Here is a 21,116-nt window from a genome sequence, read left to right on the forward strand (position 1 = left end):
CAGCCATGAAATTATGGGGTGGACGTTTTACCAAGGAAACAAACCAGCTGGTGCACAATTTTAACGAATCCCTGTCCTTTGACCAGAAATTCTATCACCAGGATATAGAGGGCAGCATTGCTCATGTGAAGATGCTGGAAAAGCAGGGAATCCTTTCAGCGCAGGACAGGGATGATATTATCCGCGGATTGGAAAGCATATTATCCGATTTGGAGAATGGACGGCTGACCATATCCCCCGATTCCGGATATGAGGATATCCACTCCTTTGTGGAGGGAACCTTGACGGAGCGCGTGGGGGAGGCTGGAAAACGCCTTCACACAGGACGCAGCCGTAACGATCAGGTGGCCCTGGATATGAAGCTTTATACAAGGGATGAGATAGATGAGATAGAAAAGCTGGTTAAAGACCTGTTAAAGGAACTTCTGGTCATCATGGAGGCCAACACAGATACCTTCATGCCTGGATTTACCCATCTCCAGAAAGCCCAGCCCATCACACTGGCCCACCACATGGGGGCATACTTTGAGATGTTCTCAAGGGACCGCTCAAGGCTTCAGGACATCCGCAGGCGTATGAACTACTGTCCCCTTGGCTCCGGCGCATTGGCGGGCACCACCTATCCCCTGGACCGGGAATATACAGCCAGCCTTCTCGGGTTTGACGGCCCGACCCTGAATTCCATGGATTCCGTGGCAGACAGGGATTATCTGATTGAGCTGTTAAGCGCCCTGTCCACCATTGCCATGCATTTAAGCCGGTTCTGTGAAGAAATCATCATCTGGAACACCAACGAATACCGTTTTGTGGAAATTGATGATTCCTACAGCACAGGCAGCTCCATCATGCCCCAGAAGAAGAACCCGGACATTGCGGAGCTGATCCGAGGCAAGACCGGAAGGGTCTACGGCGCCCTGGTATCCCTCCTGACCACCATGAAAGGCATTCCCCTGGCCTATAATAAGGACATGCAGGAGGATAAGGAGCTTACCTTTGACGCCATTGATACGGTGAAAGGCTGTCTGGCCCTATTCACAGGCATGATATCCACCATGAGCTTCCGTAAGGACGTGATGGAGGCCAGCGCAAAGAACGGTTTCACCAATGCAACGGACGCGGCAGACTATCTTGTGGGCAAAGGCGTCCCCTTCCGCGATGCACATGGAATCGTAGGCCAGCTGGTCCTTCTGTGCATCCAGAAAGGCATTGCCCTGGACGACCTTTCCCTGGAGGAGTACAGGCAGATAAGCCCTGTATTCGAGGAGGACGTGTATGATGCCATCAGCATGAAAACATGTGTGGAAAAGCGTATCACCATCGGCGCTCCGGGACAGGATGCCATGAAGCAGGTGATTGGGATCTATAAAAAAATGCTGGCAGAGTAACCGCCCTGGGGAGCGCGTTGGCGGGTATATCGGCCAATGGAAATGCAGGTGTGGATGAAAAGTGGCAGCTGGAGCCGTAGCGGCAGGAGTTGAAACTGTTATGGCTGAAATGATTATGGCTGAAATGATTAGGACTGAAATGATTAGGACTGAAACGGTCACAGTTGAAACGGTTAAAGCCGTAATGTGATTCAAAAGACAAAGGGGTAAAGAACCTGAATCTGTAATTTGAGGGATTAAGGGGCTTTATCCCTTTGGTGTCTTTTGGTTATGGATGTATGGGGGCTATATCCGTGTGGTGATGGGGTTGGCAAACATGGCTGGTTGTGTTGGTGTGGCTGGTTGTGTTGGTGTGGCTGGTTGTGTTGGTGTGGCTGGTTGTGTTGGTGTGGCTGGTTGTGTTGGTATGGCTGGTTGTGTTGGTATGGCTGGTTGTGTTGGTATGGCTGGTTGTGTTGGTGTGGCTGGTTGTGTTGGTGTGGCTGGTTGGATGGACATGGCTGGTTGGATGGATGTGGCTGGTCCTGTGGATATAGCCGGCTATACAGACATAACTGTCCTTAAAAAACATTGTCTTGACGTATTTTATAATTAAATATATAATATTTACATCGCGCTAGTTGTAAAAACAACGGAAAGAGGGGAGAGTATGGAGGAATATCTTCACCGTGTGAAAAAATCTCCATTATTCTATGGGATTAATGATAACGAGCTTTACACGCTTTTAAAGTGCTGCGCAGCAGAGCAGGTGCCCTATGAGGACGGGGAATATATCTTCCGGATGGGGGAGTCGGTCAATAAGGTGCTGATTCTGTTAAAAGGCAGGGCGCGCGTGATACAGGAGAATTTCTGGGGACACCAGGAGATGATTTACCATATCAGGGAAGGGGAGCTGTTCGGGGAGTCTTATTCATGTGCAAGGACCCCGGTGCTGCCTGTGAGTGTGGTGACCGAGGGGCCGTGTGAGGCATTGTTCCTGAACTATCAGAGGATGATTACATTCTGTTCCCTGGCCTGCGAGTTCCATACCAGGTTCATCCATAATATGCTGCGGCTTGTGTCGGAACATAATGTGAAGCTGGAGAACAAACTGGAACATGTGTGCAGGAAGTCAACCAGGGAAAAGCTGCTGTCCTATCTGTCGGAGCAGGCCATCTCCCAGGGGGGAAGGGCCTTTGATATTCCCCATAACCGGCAGGAGCTGGCAGAGTACCTGTGCGTGGACCGGAGCGCCATGTCCAATGAACTGAGCAAGATGCGCACCGAGGGAATCCTGGATTTCCAGAAAAACCATTTTGTGCTGTATGACCGTTATGACGGGGAACAGAGGGAAGGTGCCTGAGGTGAAAGCGTATGGGGGAAGAACGGTGGGGGAGATAAAGGACATAAGGACGTAAAGGTATAAGGATATAAAAACGTAAGGATATAAAAAACGTAAGGATATAAAAACATAAGGATATAAGGACTCGGTATAAGGGTGAATGGAAAAGAAAAGACGCTCAGCATTTTCAGCAGGGCGTCTTTTGACATTGCTTGTATATAATGGCTTGTTCTGCATAGCGTAGCTTATCCCGGATAGGGTAGCTTATCCCGGATAGGGTAGCTTATTCCGTATATAGTAGCCTATTCCGGATACACGGCATTAAGGCATTTTTCAACAGCATCCTTTGAAATCAGGTTAATGGCCCGGGAGTCATCCATCCTGGTATAATATCCGGTTCCTTCGTCATTTGGGCTTCCGATGAAAAGGGTGACGGTTCCGGTATCCCCGCCCTTTTCGTATGTCCACGAAAGCGTCATGTCGGGGGTGGAGAGTCCGTAGCTTCCCAGTTCCTCATCCGTTGCCTTATAAGTGGTGCAGGATTGGATGGACAGCCCGCTGATGGCCTCGGCCAGGTTATTGAGGTCGGAATTATCCGGGAGACGGTTTGCCTCATCATCAGGAGAACCCTTATACCAGGCAATATTGTTATCCGCATCCACAGTCTTTTTGGAAAATACCCTGGTGGCGCCATTCCTGGTAACCGTGATTTCCTTTATGTCGGTCCCGGCAACATAGGGCAGGGATTCGGTTTCCACAAAGTCATAGAGGCCTTTGCCGGATGTTTCTGTCAGATAGTTTCCTATGGTATATACCTGGCTGCCGCCTTCCAGACATGCATAGTATTCAGCCGCAGTACTGGCATATCCGGCCGCGGTGTCACCGGTACCAGCCACCTGGTTTCCAATCATCAGGGTTTGGGATGTCCCGTCTTCTGATGTCATGGAGAATTTTACGGCAGGAGGGTTAAGTCCATAGGAATCCAGGCTGTCCGGTGTTTCCAGCTGCCGCCCGGCACTTAAACGTGCCAGCGTATCCGCCAGCGTGGTAACCGTGTACTGGCGGATGGGACAGTCCTTATCAGACTGGTAATACCAGGTATCGCCCTCCTTTTTAAAAGCCAGGCCCGGTTGTCCATCCTTCTCCCAGCTGATGGAAGTGAGTCCCTGGAGATTGGTCACATAAATCTGGCTGTCTTCTGTCTGCCCTGCAAGCGCATCTGCCTTCTTGTGCTGGTTCCAGGTTATAAGTCCGTAGGCGGCGCAGAGGACGACCAGGACAACGGCGGCAGGGACCAGTGGGTTTACTTTCTTTTTCATTCAGATTGCCTCCTTACAGCTTACGGCGCTTCATCCAGATTACAAAACCAGCAATCAGGAAGATGACCGGAATGACGATGATGAACAGGGCGCTCCAGAGTCCACCGGATGTTATCATATTATAGGTAATATCCAGACTTTTGCTTGGAATGGACAGGATGGTGATGCCCGGCATTTTGTAGGATACGACATTCATGAATATGGCCAGGTTGGAAATATTCGGGAAACGCATCAGTATATCATTGTCAATGAAAGCCGGGGCTGTGATGACTGTGAATACGGAGGACGTATCCTGTTCTTCATTGACTGTCTCTACTGCGGTGGCGCCAAGTGTGTAGGTGCCGTCTGTCTTTTCCTGTGTGACAGGGTCGACCAGGATCCCGGAATCAGAGGTGGTGAGGAACGGGGAAACGGTCAGACCGTCCCGCAGGTTATCCTGGATGGTCATGCCAGAGGGCTGTACGGCCAGGGCCGCCTGACCGGAGTCCACTCCGGTTAAAAGACCGCTTGAGAAATCATAGTCAGGAATCACATTAAACGGATTGTTGTTATAAAAATGCTGCGGCGCTGAATCTGCTACAAAACCGTTCTTTAAATCCATTCCATACATGGAACACAGGGAGGTCAGGTTGGTAAGTGTGTCCTGGGTGGTGCCTGCCAGGAGCAGCAGGTGCCCGCCGTTCTTCAGGTAATCGGTGAGTGTGGTTTTCTCATCCTCGCTGATATCCTTTTGGGGATTGTTTATGATCAGCAGGCTGCAGTCTCCGGGGACGGCGCTGTCGGTCAGGAGGTTCAGTTCTTTGGTTTCCATGCCTGACTTATCCATGGCATCGCTGACCGTTGGGGACAGGGCTGCTTCCTGGTGGCCGGACAGGGTATATACGGTGGTCCGGGTTTCATTTGTCACATAGTTGATGGCGCTGGTAATCTGTCCTTCCCCGTCAAAGGCTGTCTCCCGTACCTGCTGGTACTGGTAGTAGGCCATTAAATCAATCTGGATGATATCGCTGAAAGGAATGGCGGTTTTTTTGCCGGTGGCATCGCAGGTTACCAGGATCTGGTTGGTTTGCGTATCTAGGGTGGTCAGGATATCCGGGTGCAGTACCGGGTCATCCTCTGATACCTTGATATGGCTGGACTGGTCTGCGTACAGCTTTACAAAGGACGTAATCCGGTCATCCACGGTATCGGGGCTGGCTACGATATGGATGGTCACATCCTTGTCAAGTTGGTTAAGCAGATCTTTGGTAGTGTCCCCCAGGGTAAGAATCTGGCTGGAACTTAAGTCGTGCTTCATGTATTTTGCCGGAATTTTCCCTATAATCATATTCATGATGATGATGGCGGCAATGACCACAATGGTGAAGACCGCCATGTAACTGCCCTTTTTTAGTTTTCTTGTCATTTCTTCCTCCTTGCTGCCTGACCTGTCTGTCAGCTCCATCTTCGTTTCTGGGTGGCCTGCACCGTGAGAAAAAGAAGTATGCCGGCCATGCTTACATAGTACACAAGTCCTCCGATATCCAGGATATGGGTGTTGACAATGGAATCAAATACATCGGTCAGGACAATTTTCTCCAGGATATCTTTCAGCGCATGTTCCAGAAGGCGCTGGTTCAGCAGATAGGTTCCGATAAGTCCGGCCGCCCCCAGTATTTCCAGTCCAAGGGACAGGGGAACGTGGCCCGTAATACGGTACAGGACGAAGCTTACAAGGCTCCAGAGAATCAGAAGCCCGGTCAGGGAGCCATAGGCGGTGGAGGGCAGGAAGTTTAAAAGCCCGGGCCACAGGATTAAAAGCAGGAGTACCCCGAATGTTCCCGCTGCCGCAATCAGCTGGCTTTCCGTAAGGGAGGATATGAAAAGTCCGATGGCAATGTATACACAGCCCATGAGGAAAAATGCCAGTATGGAGGCGTAGTCTTCCGCCAGGTATGCGGTCCCGTTTGCTTTGATGATTAAGGGACAGAGACAGGCAATGGCCATGGGGATTGCGAAAATGGTGACCATGGAAAGGTATTTGCCAAGGACAATGTCCCATACAGACACAGGCGCTGTAAGCAGCATCTGGTCGGTGCGGGAACGGCGTTCATCCGCCATGCTGCGCATGGTCAGTATGGGCACTGCAATCATCAGGATCATCAGGATGGAACTAAGGGTATAGGAAAAATACGGATATCCGTTAATCATGTTGAAAACCATGAAGTAAATGCCTATGAACATGGTTACAAAGGCAATGAACACATAACCGGTCATGGAATGGAAATAGGATTTCAGTTCACGCTCATAAATCGCTTTCATTGATGTTGCCCTCCTCTCTGCCTTGTTCTCCCTTTGGGGAACTCTTTTCCTCCAAGGAACTCTTTTCCTCCAAGGAACTCTTTTCCTCCAAGGAACTCTTTTCCTCCAAGGAACTCTTTCCCTTAAATGAATCTTCCCCCGTCAGTTCCAGGAAGACCTCTTCCAAAGATGCCTTTGATGTGGACATGGAGAGGATTGGCATGTGGTTTTGTGCAAATGTATAAAACAAGGTCTCGCGTATATCTTCCGTCTGGTTAAGGGAATGTCTGTCCGCCTGGAGACTCAGGTGACAGACCGGATTTCCCTCCTCCTGAAGGGCGCTGCTTACGGTGATGGCGGAAATGGGCATCAGCAGGTTCATGATATCATCCCTGGCGCCCTTTACATCCAGTTCCAGTCCCGCGGACCCCTCCAGCTGGCGCTCCAGGTTCTCCGGCGTGTCACTGGCAATCAGCTTCCCTTGGGAAATGATCATGATGTGGTCACAGACAGCACTGACCTCAGAGAGGATATGGGAACTGAGTATGACCGTATGTTTCCTGCCCAAATCACGGATCATATCCCGAATCTCGATAATCTGTTTGGGATCCAGTCCGACGGTGGGCTCATCCAGGATGATTACATCCGGTTTGCCGAGGATGGCCTGGGCCATACCCACCCGCTGGCGGTAGCCCTTGGAAAGGTTGCGTATCAGGCGGCCTTTCACGTCCTCGATTTTTACCAGTTCCATGACCTCGTTAATGGAAGCCTTAAGGCTGTCTTTTGGAAGCTTTTTTAATTTTGCGGCAAATACAAGGTACTCATATACGGTCATGTCCGTATACAGGGGCGGTACCTCAGGAAGATAACCCATGCATTTTTTTGCCTGTTCCGGTTCCTCCAGTATATTATGGCCGTCGATTAACACTTCCCCCTCTGTGGCGCCCAGATAACCTGTCATGATGTTCATGGTGGTGGATTTTCCGGCGCCGTTGGGACCAAGGAAGCCGTAAATCTGCCCGTCCTCCACTGTAAAGCTCAGATGATCCACTGCCAGATGGCCGCCATAATCCTTTACAAGATTTTTCACTTCAATCACTGGTTGTTTCCTCCCGTCTGTTATTTATACGCATATTTACCAAATAGTTTTAAAATTAAAATGTGATAAAATTGTGTTGAAAATATTATTTTTTTAATAATAGTTTCTAAATTCGCAGAATCACGCACAAAGGCGCAAAATATTGCACAGAAAAATGCAAGAAAGGGTATTGCCCTGCATTGCATCAGTTGGTATAATATAGGACAGTTGGTAAAAAAATAACACAATGAGATGTATTGTGATGCCTCAGTGCATCGGAATGGAGGGAACTATGAATCAGATTGATACCATGTCAGTCAATGCAATCCGCGTTCTTGCAGCAGACGCTGTACAGAAGGCAAAATCAGGCCACCCGGGACTTCCTCTGGGTTCAGCAGCCATGGCTTACGAGCTTTGGGCCAACCATATGAACCATAATCCTAAGAATCCCCAGTGGAAGAACAGGGACCGTTTCATCCTTTCAGGAGGCCACGGCTCAACCCTTCTTTACTCCCTGCTCCATCTGTTTGGATATGGCCTGACCAAGGAAGACATGATGAATTTCCGTCAGATGGATTCCCTGACACCAGGACATCCGGAATACGGCCACACGGTTGGCGTTGAGGCCACAACAGGACCTTTGGGCGCAGGCATGGGTATGGCTGTGGGTATGGCTATGGCTGAGTCCCATCTGGCTGCTGTGTTTAACAAGGACGGATATCCTGTGGTTGACCACTATACTTACGTGCTGGGCGGAGACGGCTGTATGATGGAAGGCATTTCCTCAGAAGCATTTTCACTGGCAGGAACCTTGGGCCTTAGCAAGCTGATCGTGTTCTACGATTCCAATAAGATTTCCATTGAGGGAAGCACGGACATCGCATTTACAGAGAATGTACAAAAGCGCATGGAGGCATTTGGATTCCAGCTGCTGACCGTGGAGGACGGCAATGACCTGGATGCCATCGGCAAGGCCATCGAGGAGGCAAAGGCAGATACCACACGTCCTTCCTTCATCACGGTTAAGACCCAGATCGGCTACGGCTGCCCGGCTAAGCAGGGCAAGGCCAGCGCACACGGCGAGCCTTTGGGCGAAGATAATGTTACTGCCATGAAGGAGAATTTAAACTGGCCATCCATGGAGCCGTTCTATGTACCGGATGAGGTGTATGCCAATTATAAGGCACACGCTGAAAAGGGTGCTAAGGCAGAGGCAGAGTGGAATGCCTTATTTGATGAATATTGCCGGAAGTATCCGGAGATGAAGGATATGTGGGACAAGTTCCATAATCCGGAACTGGCTAAGGCCGCATATGACTGTGAGGAATACTGGGCATATGATGAGAAACCGGATGCAACCAGAAGCTTATCCGGCAAGCAGCTTCAGAAGCTTAAGAACCTGATGCCTAACCTGATTGGCGGCGCAGCAGACCTGGCACCGTCCACCAAGACTTATATGTCGGATATGGGGGATTTCTCCAAGGATAACTATGCCGGACGCAACCTGCACTTCGGTGTGCGCGAACTGGCCATGGCAGCCATTGGAAACGGCCTGATGCTTCACGGAGGACTGCGGGCATTTGTCTCCACCTTCTTTGTGTTCAGTGATTACACCAAGCCGATGGCAAGGCTGTCCGCACTGATGGGCGTGCCGCTGACATTTGTATTTACCCATGACAGCATTGGCGTGGGCGAGGACGGACCTACCCATGAGCCGATTGAGCAGCTGGCCATGTTGCGTTCCATGCCTAACTTCCACGTATTCCGTCCGGCTGACGCGACAGAGACAGCAGCAGCCTGGTACAGCGCGGTTTCCTCCCAGAAGACACCTACCGCCCTTGTGCTTACAAGGCAGAACCTGCCCCAGTTGGCAGGCTCCAGCAAGGAAGCCTTGAAGGGGGCATATATCCTGGAGGATTCTTCCAAGGAAGTTCCGGACGCAATCATCATTGCCACAGGCTCTGAAGTTGAACTGGCCGTAGGCGCAAAGGCTGAGCTGGCTAAGGAAGGCATGGATGTGCGTGTTGTCAGCATGCCGTGTATGGATATATTCGAGGAGCAGTCTGAGGAATACAAGGAAAAGGTTCTTCCAAAGGCAGTGAGGAAGAGGGTTGCAGTGGAAGCATTGGGAGACTTCGGATGGGGCAGATATGTTGGCCTGGACGGAGCTGCGGTCACCATGAAGGGCTTTGGCGCCAGCGCTCCCGCAGGACTGCTGTTTAAGAAGTTCGGGTTCACGGTTGAGAACGTGGTGGAGGCTGTGAAGTCACTGTAATATAAGTTTGTTTCCTTAACTGGTTCAGCCAGAATTATAAAACGAAGATATCATATGGTTATCAATGATAATCCCCGGACAGCGGCGGAAGACAGGTGGTTCTTCCGGCTGGCCGGGGATTTTCTGCATGTCTGATGCAGATTGAATATTTAATGTGGGAATGATATAATCTGGTAAGCACCGGCATGTTTTAGGAACGGGAAGAGGTACGATTGACAGATACAAGCTAAAATGGAGGGACTATGCCCACAGATACATTAACCCTATTTTCACAACCCACAGCCCAATGGTTTAAGGATACGCTGGGCAGGCCTACAAAAGTCCAGGAGGATACCTGGCCAGCCATTGCTTCCGGGCACCCGGTCCTGGTCAGCGCACCTACCGGAACCGGTAAGACACTGTCTGCTTTCCTTGTTTTCATAGACCGTCTGTATGCCATGGCAGAAGAGGGGACCCTTAAGGAGGAACTGTACCTGATTTATGTATCCCCATTAAAGTCACTGGCAGGAGACATACGGGAGAACCTGAACCGGCCTTTGGAGGGAATCCGGCAGGAGATGGAGCGCCGTGTGGGTGCTGCCCGGCAGACAGGATATGCTGATTTGGCAGGAAATGTCCATCCGGCAGGAAAAATCCATCCGGCAGGAGATGTCCATCCGGCAGGAACCACCAGCCTGGATATCCAGGTTGGGATCCGCACCGGGGACACCCCTCAGAAGGACCGCCAGAGGATGGTAAAACACCCGCCCCACATATTGATCATCACCCCTGAATCCCTGTACCTGATGCTCACTTCCATGACCGGGCAGAAGGTATTAAGGACAGCAAGGGCGGTAATCATTGATGAGCTTCACGCCTTGATTGACACGAAGCGGGGTGCCCATCTCATGCTGTCCATTGCACGGCTGGACCGCCTTTGCGGGAGGCCGCTTCAGCGCATCGGCCTGTCCGCCACCATAGAACCTCTGGAACTGGCGGCCGCGTACCTGTCCCCGGAACCGGCGGTCATCTGCGCGCCGGCCATGGAAAAACAGATTCGGATTGAAATCCTTGGAACCACACCGTCACAGGGCAGGCGCAAGGACCCTGTGTGGGAAGAACTGGGACAGGCCGTGTACCGGCAGTGTCTGTTCTGCCGCAGTGTCATTGCCTTTTCAGAGGGGCGCCGGTATGCGGAGAAATTAGCCTATTACGTAAATCTCCTGGGCGGGGACGGATTTGCCAGGGTACACCATGGAAGCCTGTCCAAGGAACAGCGGGCAGAGGTGGAGCAGGACCTGAGGGACGGTAGGCTGCGCCTTCTGTGCGCCACCTCGTCCATGGAATTGGGTATTGACGTGGGGGAACTGGACCTGGTAATCCAGGTGGGCTGTCCGCGTACGGTTTCCAGTACCATGCAGCGGCTGGGACGCGCGGGTCATGGCCCAGGCCGGGTCAGCGTCATGTACATGTATCCCAGGACGGCTTCGGAGAGCGTGTACTGCGGGATGACGGCCCAGGTGGCAAGACAGGGCGGTGTGGAGCACACAAAGCCCCCAAGAATGTGCCTGGATGTCCTGGCACAGCATCTGGTTTCCATGGCAAATGGGGAAGGCTACTGCGTGGAAGATGTCATGGCTGTCCTGGAACGGTCCTATCCTTTCCGGGATGTGACCGGGGAAGACATAAAGGCAGTCCTGTCCATGCTGGCCGGGGATTATGAACACAGGCGGGACATCCCGGTCCGTCCCAGGGTGCTGTATGACCGGATCCATGGCAGGGTGGAAGGGGATGCCTACAGCCGTATGCTGGCCACGGCGGCTGGAGGGACCATACCGGACAAAGGCCTATACACTGCCAAGACGGAGGACGGTGTAAAGCTTGGGGAACTGGATGAGGAATTTGTCTATGAATCCCAATTGGGAGACAAGTTCATGCTGGGGTCATTTGGCTGGAAGATTACTGGGATTGACAAGGACACGGTCTATGTGTCACAGGTGCCGGCAGAGGGTGCCAGGCTGCCCTTCTGGAAAGGGGAAATCAGGGGGCGCACCTTAAAGACCAGCCGGGAATTCGGGAAAATCCTGGCTGGCCTGGAAGCCGCCCATGAGCAGGGACGGCTCCGGGAAGAACTGTCTGCGCTGGGAATGGATGAGGCGGCGGTTATCAATGCATCCGGTTTTCTGGAGCGCCAGATACAGTCAACGGGCGGGCTTCCGGACAATAAAACCATCGTGGTGGAACATTTTACCGACCACACCGGGTGCCATCAGGTCATGCTCCACGCCTTGCTTGGGCGCAGGGTGAACGGCCCCCTGTCGCTTCTGCTTCAGCACATGGTCAGGAATATCTGCGGTTTTGATATCGGGTGCGTGGACGAGGAGGACGGCTTCCTTCTGTATCCCTATGGCAGCGGGGTGATGCCTGAGGGGCTGCTGTACCGGCTGGAACCTGACCAGGTGAGGGAAACCCTGGAAGCCATGCTTCCCCTCACCCCGTTGTTCGGCATGGCCTTCCGCTATAACGCTGCCAGGGCGCTGATGATGGGGATGAAGCAGGGGGGCCGGCAGCCGCTGTGGATGCAGCGCTTAAAGAGCACGGAAATGCTGGATTCGCTGATGAACGAAAAGGACCATCCCCTGATCCGGGAGACAAAACGCGAATGTCTGGAAGACCAGTGGGATATAGACGGCGTCATCCAGATCCTTCACGAGATACGGGCCGGCCTGATTCACGTGAGGGAGGTCTGCACGGATGTGCCTTCCCCCATGTCCCTGCCCCTGCAATGGCAGGTGGAGGCCGCGGAAATGTACGAATATGCCCCTGCCACACCCGGCATCCGCCAGGCTGTTTATGATGAACTTAAATACCTGGAGGGAATCCGTCCCGCGCCAGAGGCTCTGGAGAAACAGCAGGAACGCACCAGACTTCCCCAGGATGAGGCACAGCTTCATTCCCTGCTGATGACAGAAGGGGATTTGGAGGCAGGGGAGCTTGACGTGCCTGTGGAGTGGCTGGCAAGCCTGGCAGCCCAGGGGCGCGCCCTCTATATTGAACCTGGCCTGTGGATTGCCGCGGAACAGGAAGAAGAGTATGAAAAGGCATTTTCCATGGACGGGCTGGAGGAAGCCGCGGCAATTGTGCGCCGTCTTCTGCGTTACCGCAAAGGACACACACCGGGGCAGATAGGGGAGCGGTATTTCCTGCCGGAGGAAAAGGTAGGGGTAATCCTGGAGCTGTTGTGCAGCCGCGGTGAAATCGTGGAGGCAGACGGGATTTACTATCACAGGAAACTCTATGACAGGGCCAGGCAGTCCACCCTTAAGAACCTGCGCCGTGAGACAGCTACCCAGCCGGGCGCCCACTATGCCGCGCTTCTGGCCGGGAGGGCAAAGCCATACACCCAGGCCGATGAGCAGCTGAAGAAAACACTTGAGTTGTATTGCGGGAGGATGTTCCCGGTCCGTTTCTGGGAAAATGTCCTGCTGCCCCGCCGTGTCCGCAATTATTCGGAAGGAATGCTGGACCGCCTGCTTGCGGAAGGGGATTATTACTGGAAAATGTCCCCGGACGGTGCCCTTTGTTTTTGCCGCTACGAGGACATTGACTGGGACGCGCCGCTGCCGGATATGGAAGGAATCCTTGGTGGGGAGGAACTGCAGATTTACAGGGAACTGAAGAGAAGGGGGGCCTGCTTCTTAAAGTTCCTGGCAGATATCCCAAAGGAAAAGAGCGCCCAGGAGCTGCTGCTTGGCCTGGCGGAAAAAGGCCTGGTCTGTGCGGACAGTTTTGTCCCGGTCAGGCAGTGGCAGAACCGGGAAAAAGTAAAGAAGGCCACGGCCAGACAGCGGGTCAGCGCCAGGGTGATGGCGCTTTCCGCGGGCCGATGGGATATTGTGCGTCCGCTGAAGCCAAAGAAAATGGAAGAGTGGCTGGAGCTTATTTTCCAGGAACAGCCCGTCATGTGCAGGGAAACTTTCCGAAGGGCGGCCGCAGGGCTTGCAGGTTCGCCTTATCTGCCGGGATTTAGTCAGGCCGGGGCTGCCTGGTCAGACATGAATTATCAGAACGCCATGGAACTTCTTCGCATCTGGGAATACACAGGCCAGGTGCGCCGCGGGTACTTTGTGGAAGGAATGTCAGGTGCCCAGTTTATCAGAAAAGAAGAGTATGAAGGAGTGACGGCGGCATTGAAGGCTCCGGAAGATGGGATTATCTGGCTGAACGCCGCTGATCCGGCCCAGATATGGGGCAAAATACTGGTCCAGCCTGGGGAAAGGGATTTCCTCAATGTGCCCGGCACGGCCGTTGCCCTTCACTGCGGGCGGGTAACGGCTGTTCTGGAGCGGCAGGGCAGGGTTTTACGGGTGTTTGAATCCCAAGGCCTGGAACAGACGCTTCAGGTATTTGTCAACGATTTCAAGGGAAAACGTCTGTTCCCGGAGCTGAAGCGGCTGATTGTCCGGGAATATCCTGAAGGGACAGGGGAGACTTTGAAGAGGGCTGGGTTTTCCAGGGAAATGAACGATTACGTGCTGTACCGCTGACCATATCGTGTTTTTAAATGTTTGATGTGATACCTCATGATGTATCACGGCCCACCATGATATATTACGGATGGGAGTACATCGGGATACATCACGGCGCATCACGATATGTTAAAGCTTACAGCGCATCACGACACATCACAGGGAGGGATATCACATGGACATACAGATAAGGGAATATACAAAGGAAGACACAAAAGAGGCAATCCGGATATGGAACTATATCGTAGAGGAGGGGAATGCATTTCCCCAAATGGAATGTCTCACAGAATCCACGGGAGAGGAATTTTTCATGGGACAGTCCTATACCGGGATTGGGGTTGACGGGGACAGTGGGGAGATTGCCGGCCTGTACATCCTGCACCCCAATAATGTGGGAAGGTGCGGCCATATATGCAATGCCAGCTACGCGGTCAGATGGGACATGCGCGGCTGTCAGATTGGCGAAAAGCTGGTACGCCACTGTATGGAACAGGGGAAAGCGCTGGGATATGGAATCCTCCAGTTTAACGCGGTGGTCAAAAGCAATGGAGCCGCCCTCCATCTGTACCAAAAGCTGGGATTTACCCAGCTGGGCGTCATACCCGGCGGATTCCTGATGAAGGACGGCAGCTTTGAGGATATCATTCCCCATTATATCGTGCTGTAATATTCTGTTATGATTCCCTTTGGCATACGCTGTCCTGTTCCACCAGTTCTACCGGTGTCAATATCTTCACGGGCAGTACTTCGTAGTCGTCAATCTGCTGGAACAGCATGCGGGCAGCGGTCTGGGCCATGAGGGATGCGTGGATTTCCACTGTGGTTATCTTGGGGACCGAGTATTTTGCCTGGTCTGAATTGTCATATCCGATGATGCTGATATCATCAGGGACCTTCAGGCCTGCCTGACGGATGGCCTGGATGGCTCCCAGCGCAAGGCGGTCGTTGAAGGCCACAAGGGCGGTGGGGTAAGAGGCGTTTTTTGCCAGCATCTGCTCCACGGCGGCAAGTCCGGCCTCAAACTCCCAGGACGTGCCGCCCAGGCAGTATTCATTTTTCAGGGTCAGCCCGGCTTCCCGCAGGGCGGTGACACAGCCGCGGCGGCGTTCAATGCTGGTGGTATAACGGCTGTCCCCGTTGATGATTCCAATGGTCCTGTGCCCCCTTTCGATGAGATAGCGGCAGGCATTGTAGGTGCCGCAGAAATTATCGGAGAGGATGGAGGTCATCTGGTTGTAATAGCTGTTGACCAGGATGGCCGGGATTCCCAGCCCGATTGCCCGGTCCAGATGCCTGTGGGCCACATTGCTGACAAAGAATATGCCGGAAAAACCATGGGACTGGACCAGACCGTCAAAGTCATCAGACTCATCCAGGGTTGAATAAATCAGGGTGTAGCCTTGTTTGTGGCACTCCTTTTCAGCACGGTAAAACAGCTGGGCATAAAATGGCTGGGTGATGCGGGAGCTGTTGTTGTCACCCTTTGGCAGCAGGAATGCAATGGGACCGTTCCTTTTGCCGGGCTTAAAGGGGACCTGGACCTGGGGCATGGATTCCTGGGGGCGCCATACCACGACCGTGCCCTTGCCCGCCCTTTTCTCAACCAGTCCATCGTCCACAAGAAGCTGCAGCGCCTTGCGCACCGTTGTCCTGTCTACCTGGTAGGTTTCCCCGATTTCACGCTCTGAGGGAAGCAGGGCATCCCTCAGATATTCACTGTCCTGAATCCGTTCCTTCAGGTCCTGGTACACTCTTTTATATAAAAATGTCTTGTTTTCTTTCTGGGCCACAATGGTTCCTCCGTTCCTTCAGGCACATGGCAGTGATGAATGTTTAAACACGCCATTACATACCTCATGTTGTATCTTTATAAATATTATCATGGAATGCATGAAATCTCAAGACAGAACTTGCGCCTGACGGAATGGGGAGGGGGTGGGTATGCGGATGATTTCCAATTACGTCCCGTGTCCTATTGTTCCATTGCTTTTTCAAATGCATCCTTCATCAGCTGTTCTGTCAGGGGGCATGGATTACAGGTGATATGTCCTGTGGTCTTTTTCACCGTATCAATGATGAAGTCCATGTCAGGGGTTTCCTTGATATAGGGGGCGAGACACACCGGCGCTTCGATCTCCTCACGGATTGCCCTTACGCGGGCAACGGCCCTCCTGGCATTTTCCCGGTCCGTGGATTCCGGTTCTGCAACGCCAAGGGCCTCTGCAATCCTGGCATACCGGGCTTCTGCATGATCCATGTTCAGCTCCATGGCAGCCGGAAGGAAGATGGAACAGGCATCGCCATGGGGAATCTTATACATGGCGCCGAGGGGCTGTGCCATGATATGGGCAATTCCGATTCCTGCCGTGATGGCAAGACCGCCCAGATAACTGCCCAGCATCATGTCGCCTCTGGCCTTCAGGTTTTGTGGATCATCACATGCATCCTTAAGGCTTTTGTTTATCAGTTCAATTGCTTTCAGGCCGTACATCTCAGTCAGCGGGCTGGCGTTTAAGGAAACGTAGGATTCAATGGCATGGCTCAGGGCGTCCATCCCGGTTGCAGCCGTTATGTGCCTTGGAAGCCCGGTGGTAAGGGTGGGGTCCAGGATGACGATGTCCGCAATCATGGTGGTGTGGTACAGACTCTTCTTAAGTCCGTTGTAGTTGTTGAGCACCACGCTGGTCTTGGTGGCTTCCGCTCCGGTGCCTGAGGTGGTGGGGACGGCGATGAACAGGGGCGGAACCGCGGTGACCTGTTTCCCGTTCATCTGGTAGTCCTCCACGTTGCCGCCGTTGACAGCCAGCATGCCGATGGCCTTGGCCGTATCAATCACGCTTCCTCCGCCCAGTGCAAGGGTACAGTCGCAGCCCTCGGCCAGGAATATGTCCCTGCCTCCGTTGATCATATGCAGGTCCGGCTCCCCGGCAACCTGGTCATAGCATACGTGTCCAATGCCTGCTTCCTCTAAAAGTCCTGCGATTTTATGGTAGCTGTCAGCGCTGCTGCTGTATGTAGCAAAGAATACCTTCTTGCATCCGTACCATTTTAAGAGGGACGGGATATCACTGATCTTGTTTTCTCCGAAGATGACCTGGCGGTTGTTTACGATTTCGAACATGGTTTTAATCCTCCTGAATGTTTTCATATGGTTTATTTGTGGTAAAGTGGATGGTAATGATTATTACATGGTAATGATTGTTAAATGGTAGTGATTGTTAAATGGTAATAATCATTAATGTGGCAGGTAAATCACATAGGGATTATAATACAACAGGTTGTATTTGAATGTGCCCTTATGATATACCGAAAAAACCATGATGTCAATAGGGAAATGTAAAAAAGTTAAGAAAAAGATACAACTGGTAGCTAAAAATGAAAAGCATAATATGGAAAGGATACATTTTCCATAAAAATTATTAAAAAACGGTTGAAAAAGAACACAACATGTGCTAATATTTGAGATATAAGGGGATGACAAAATAGTAAAAACACAACAGGTTGTATCAAAATAACCGACAGGAGGAATATTTCATGAAAAAGAGATATCTGCTGGCCATGGGTGCGCTGGTCATGGGACTGGCCTGTACCGGGTGTTCCGGGAACAGCGGGCAGTTAGACGGAGGGATTATAAGGATTGCCTACAATCAGGCGCCCACCCATCCCCATTACCAGGCTCTGGAACGCGCAGGTGAGAAGTTTAAGGAGGCCACCGGGGGGAGATATGAGTTCCTGATTTATCCCAACGAGGTGCTGGGGGACCAGAGGGCTACCCTGGAGCTGATACAGAACGGAGCAATCCAGATGGCCATTGTCAACAATGCCATGGTGGAAAACTATAATAAGGATTTTTCAATCCTGGGCCTTCCATATATCTTTGATTCCCAGGAACACCAGAAGGAGGTATTTACCTCAGGCGTACTGGACCCGCTGTTTGAATCCACTAAGGAGGAAGGGTTTGAGGTCATGGCAGCCTATACCGCCGGTTCCAGGAACGTATACACGAAGAAGCCCATTGAAACCCCAAAGGATCTTGACGGCATGAAAATCCGCGTCATGGAATCGCCTACCATGGTTGCGATGATGAAGTATATGGGCGGCGTGGGAACCCCCATGAGCCAGGGTGAGGTATATACCGCCATCCAGCAGGGCGTGCTGGACGGAGGGGAGAACAATGAGATTACATATGTGGACCTGAAACACTACGAGGTGGCGCCGGTATTCTCCAGAACCCAGCACGTGATGATTCCTGACCTGGTGATTGCGGAGAGTGCGTATCTTGAACGGATGAAACCGGAGGACAGGGAGCTTCTGACCCGGATATTGAACGATTCGGTGGAAGATGAGTTTGACCTGTGGAATGAACAGATTGAGATTGCAAAGGAAGCCGCAAAGGAACAGGGCGTTACATTCGTGGATGTGGATATCCGGCCGTTTCAGGAAAACTGTAAAAAGCTTCATGAGGAAGCGGTCAGCGGTTCTTCCTTTGCCGGGGAACTGTACGACAGGATACGCGCCCTGGCCAGATAGTCCTTGGACGGGGATGGTATGTATCGCGCCTAAACAGCCGGAGGAAGGCGGTTTGGCGCCCATAACTAGGAGGAAATGACATGGAGAAGATGAAGAAATTATTTGACCGGGTCCTGGAGGCCAGCTGTATTGCCCTTATGTCGGTGATGACCATTCTGGTTTCCTATCAGGTAATCACCCGGTATATATTTAATAAGCCAAGCGCGGTCAGCGAGGTGCTGGCGAGGTATATGTTTGTGTGGATGGTGCTGCTGTGCGCCGCCTATGTGTTCGGCCTGAGGGAGCACATGAACATCCCGTTTGTAAAGGATAAGCTGCCACCAAGGGGAAGGATTGTGTGTGACATCATCGGCGAGGTCATCATTGCCCTGTTCGGCCTTGGGGTCATGGTGTCAGGTGGATATGCGGGCGCTATGCGTCAGATGGGACAGCTGGATTCCGCCCTGCAGATTTCCATGGGAATCATCTATGCGGCCATTCCCTTAAGCGGGATCAGTATTGTATTTTACTTTTTTTACAATGTCTCAAAGCTCCTTAAGGAGTTTAAATATACAGTGTGCGGTAAGGAGGAAGCGTGATGGATGTAGCTGTAGTAGCTGGAATTATAATGATTGTTTCGGTGGTCGTCATGCTGGTCATGGGCGTGCCCATCGGTATCAGTATCGGTATGTCCTCTGCACTGGCCATGATTACCATACTTCCCTTTGGACCGGGTATTGTTACCTGCGCCCAGAAGATGTTCACGGGAGTGAATTCATTTTCCCTTTTGGCCATCCCCTTCTTTATCCTGGCGGGCAATATCATGAATAACGGGGGTATCGCCATCCGCCTGGTAAACTGCGCCAGGCTCATCAGCGGCCGTCTGCCGGGTTCCCTGGCCCAGACCAATATTGTTGCCAACATGCTGTTCGGCGCAATCAGCGGAAGCGGTACGGCCGCAGCCGCGGCCATCGGCGGCACCATGGCGCCCATTGAACTGGAAGAGGGCTATGACAAGGATTATGTGGCGGCGGTCAATATCGCTTCTGCCCCCACCGGTCAGCTGATTCCTCCCAGCAATACCCTGATTGTGTATGCGACCGTGGCGGGAAGCGTTTCCGTGGCAGCCCTGTTCATGGCTGGTTACATACCGGGGATTGCCTGGGGTATTTCCCTGATGGTCATTGCCGGATATATGGCGAAAAAGAGAGGCTATGTATCATCCTTTTCCGTCACACCCAAGGAGGCTGTCAGGATAATATTGGATGCCCTTCCAAGCCTGCTTCTGATCATCATTGTAATCGGCGGCATCTTAAAGGGCGTGTTCACCGCAACGGAAGGTTCTGCCATTGCAGTGGTCTATGCACTGATACTCAGCTTCTGTTACCGCTCCCTGAAGGTGAAGGACCTTCCGGCCATTATCCTGAGTTCCTGCAAGACCACATGTATCGTTATTTTCATGATTGGGGTTTCATCCATCATGTCCTGGGTGATGGCCTATACCATGATTCCCAACGCGATTGCCAATGCCATGCTGACACTTAGCAGCAACAAATACGTAATACTCCTGCTGATGAACGTGATTCTGCTGGTGGTGGGCACCTTCATGGACCCCACGCCCGCCGTGCTGATTTTCACGCCTATCTTCCTGCCCATCTGCCAGGGCTTTGGCATGGACCCGGTCCAGTTCGGTATCATGATTGTATTTAATCTGTGTATCGGGACCATCACGCCGCCGGTTGGGGTCATCCTGTTTACGGGCTGCAAGGTGGTTGGGATATCCATTGAGGGAGTGATTAAGACGCTGCTTCCCTTCTTTGCAGCCATTGCAGTGGTGCTGCTGCTGGTAACCTATGTTCCGGCCATGTCCATGTGGATTCCGTCCATGCTGGGCCTGGTGAAGTGACGGATATGATTGGAATATGACATTGACAGGATTGCACTGATACCTAAGAATGATATATAATATGGAGGAAATGATGATGAACGATTGCTTTTACTGTGAAAATGGAGATAAACTCAAAAGCCTGATGATAGAAGTGTGTAAATTGGACTATTCCACCGTGTACCTGAACCGGGACCAGAAGCACAAGGGAAGATGCATCGTGATGTTTAAGGACCATAAGACGGAGTATTTCCAGTTGACACCGGAGGAGAACAAGGGCTATTTTGGGGAACTGGCAAAGGTGGCCCAGGCTGTCTGGAACCTGTACCAGCCTGATAAAATCAACTATGCCACCTTTGGCGACGGCGTTCCCCATGTCCACGTGCACGTGGTTCCCAAGTATGAAGGCGGCCTCCAGTGGGGCGAGGCATTCCATGATGACGTGGACAAGGTGCTTCTGCCGGAGGAGGAGTATAAGGAAATGGTGGAGGAACTGAGGAAGGAAATACTGGGTTGAAAATAAGCTCCGAACATTAATATACACAGATACACAGGC

The 21,116-nt window shown here is 52.0% G+C and carries 16 protein-coding genes; 9 read left to right on the forward strand and 7 right to left on the reverse strand.

Features of this window, described 5'->3' with window-relative positions:
• The first annotated feature begins 5 nt into the window (after positions 1-5).
• Complete coding sequence (gene argH / locus LK536_RS36575) at positions 6-1,385, forward strand: argininosuccinate lyase (protein WP_227795218.1); 1,380 nt, start codon at positions 6-8, stop codon at positions 1,383-1,385.
• A gap of 268 nt (positions 1,386-1,653) precedes the next feature.
• Here argH and LK536_RS36580 read toward each other — a convergent pair whose 3' ends face one another.
• Positions 1,654-1,956: a hypothetical protein gene (locus LK536_RS36580; protein WP_227795219.1), complete on the reverse strand. Its 303-nt coding sequence runs from the start codon at positions 1,954-1,956 to the stop codon at positions 1,654-1,656.
• A gap of 78 nt (positions 1,957-2,034) precedes the next feature.
• On the opposite strand from LK536_RS36580, the gene LK536_RS36585 reads away from it, so the two are divergent.
• Positions 2,035-2,727, forward strand: a complete 693-nt coding sequence (locus LK536_RS36585) for a Crp/Fnr family transcriptional regulator (protein WP_008721384.1) — start codon at positions 2,035-2,037, stop codon at positions 2,725-2,727.
• A gap of 281 nt (positions 2,728-3,008) precedes the next feature.
• Here LK536_RS36585 and LK536_RS36590 read toward each other — a convergent pair whose 3' ends face one another.
• From LK536_RS36590 to LK536_RS36605, 4 genes are read right to left on the reverse strand one after another with little or no spacing between them, the layout of a single operon-like run.
• Complete coding sequence (locus LK536_RS36590) at positions 3,009-4,025, reverse strand: DUF4340 domain-containing protein (RefSeq protein ID WP_227795220.1); 1,017 nt, start codon at positions 4,023-4,025, stop codon at positions 3,009-3,011.
• 13 nt (positions 4,026-4,038) lie between these two features.
• Positions 4,039-5,430, reverse strand: coding sequence for a DUF7088 domain-containing protein (locus LK536_RS36595; protein ID WP_227795221.1), 1,392 nt, complete (start codon positions 5,428-5,430; stop codon positions 4,039-4,041).
• A 29-nt stretch (positions 5,431-5,459) separates the two neighbouring features.
• Positions 5,460-6,326, reverse strand: coding sequence for an ABC transporter permease (locus LK536_RS36600; protein WP_227795222.1), 867 nt, complete (start codon positions 6,324-6,326; stop codon positions 5,460-5,462).
• Positions 6,310-7,404, reverse strand: coding sequence for an ABC transporter ATP-binding protein (locus LK536_RS36605; protein ID WP_227795223.1), 1,095 nt, complete (start codon positions 7,402-7,404; stop codon positions 6,310-6,312). The genes LK536_RS36600 and LK536_RS36605 overlap by 17 nt, the downstream gene beginning before the upstream one ends.
• Positions 7,405-7,675: 271 nt before the next feature.
• Between LK536_RS36605 and tkt the strand changes: the two genes are divergently transcribed.
• The 3 genes from tkt to LK536_RS36620 all read left to right on the forward strand — a co-directional run bounded on the left by tkt (position 7,676) and on the right by LK536_RS36620 (position 14,833).
• Complete coding sequence (tkt, locus tag LK536_RS36610) at positions 7,676-9,658, forward strand: transketolase (RefSeq protein ID WP_227795224.1); 1,983 nt, start codon at positions 7,676-7,678, stop codon at positions 9,656-9,658.
• Between the two features lie 242 nt (positions 9,659-9,900).
• Positions 9,901-14,184: a DEAD/DEAH box helicase gene (locus tag LK536_RS36615; protein ID WP_227795225.1), complete on the forward strand. Its 4,284-nt coding sequence runs from the start codon at positions 9,901-9,903 to the stop codon at positions 14,182-14,184.
• 157 nt (positions 14,185-14,341) lie between these two features.
• Positions 14,342-14,833 carry a GNAT family N-acetyltransferase gene (locus tag LK536_RS36620; protein ID WP_227795226.1) on the forward strand — a complete coding sequence of 164 codons (492 nt, stop codon included), beginning with the start codon at positions 14,342-14,344 and terminating at the stop codon, positions 14,831-14,833.
• Positions 14,834-14,840: 7 nt separating this feature from the next.
• Here LK536_RS36620 and LK536_RS36625 read toward each other — a convergent pair whose 3' ends face one another.
• Entirely contained in the window at positions 14,841-15,956 is a 1,116-nt protein-coding gene (locus LK536_RS36625; protein WP_008721403.1) for a GntR family transcriptional regulator, read from the reverse strand.
• Between the two features lie 182 nt (positions 15,957-16,138).
• Complete coding sequence (locus LK536_RS36630) at positions 16,139-17,287, reverse strand: iron-containing alcohol dehydrogenase (protein ID WP_227795227.1); 1,149 nt, start codon at positions 17,285-17,287, stop codon at positions 16,139-16,141.
• Between the two features lie 413 nt (positions 17,288-17,700).
• Here LK536_RS36630 and LK536_RS36635 point away from each other — a divergent pair, with 413 nt between their 5' ends.
• The 4 genes from LK536_RS36635 to LK536_RS36650 all read left to right on the forward strand — a co-directional run bounded on the left by LK536_RS36635 (position 17,701) and on the right by LK536_RS36650 (position 21,077).
• Positions 17,701-18,696 (forward strand): TRAP transporter substrate-binding protein, encoded by a 996-nt coding sequence (locus tag LK536_RS36635; RefSeq protein WP_025483483.1) that lies wholly within the window; start codon positions 17,701-17,703, stop codon positions 18,694-18,696.
• A gap of 80 nt (positions 18,697-18,776) precedes the next feature.
• Positions 18,777-19,274: a TRAP transporter small permease gene (locus LK536_RS36640; protein WP_227795228.1), complete on the forward strand. Its 498-nt coding sequence runs from the start codon at positions 18,777-18,779 to the stop codon at positions 19,272-19,274.
• Positions 19,274-20,581 (forward strand): TRAP transporter large permease, encoded by a 1,308-nt coding sequence (locus LK536_RS36645; protein ID WP_008721407.1) that lies wholly within the window; start codon positions 19,274-19,276, stop codon positions 20,579-20,581. The genes LK536_RS36640 and LK536_RS36645 overlap by 1 nt, the downstream gene beginning before the upstream one ends.
• Before the next feature lie 76 nt (positions 20,582-20,657).
• On the forward strand, positions 20,658-21,077 hold the full coding sequence (locus LK536_RS36650) for an HIT family protein (RefSeq protein WP_008721408.1): 420 nt from the start codon (positions 20,658-20,660) through the stop codon (positions 21,075-21,077).
• Positions 21,078-21,116 lie beyond the last annotated feature (39 nt).

Source organism: Clostridium pacaense (assembly GCF_020709765.2).
Lineage (GTDB): Bacteria > Bacillota > Clostridia > Lachnospirales > Lachnospiraceae > Enterocloster > Enterocloster hominis.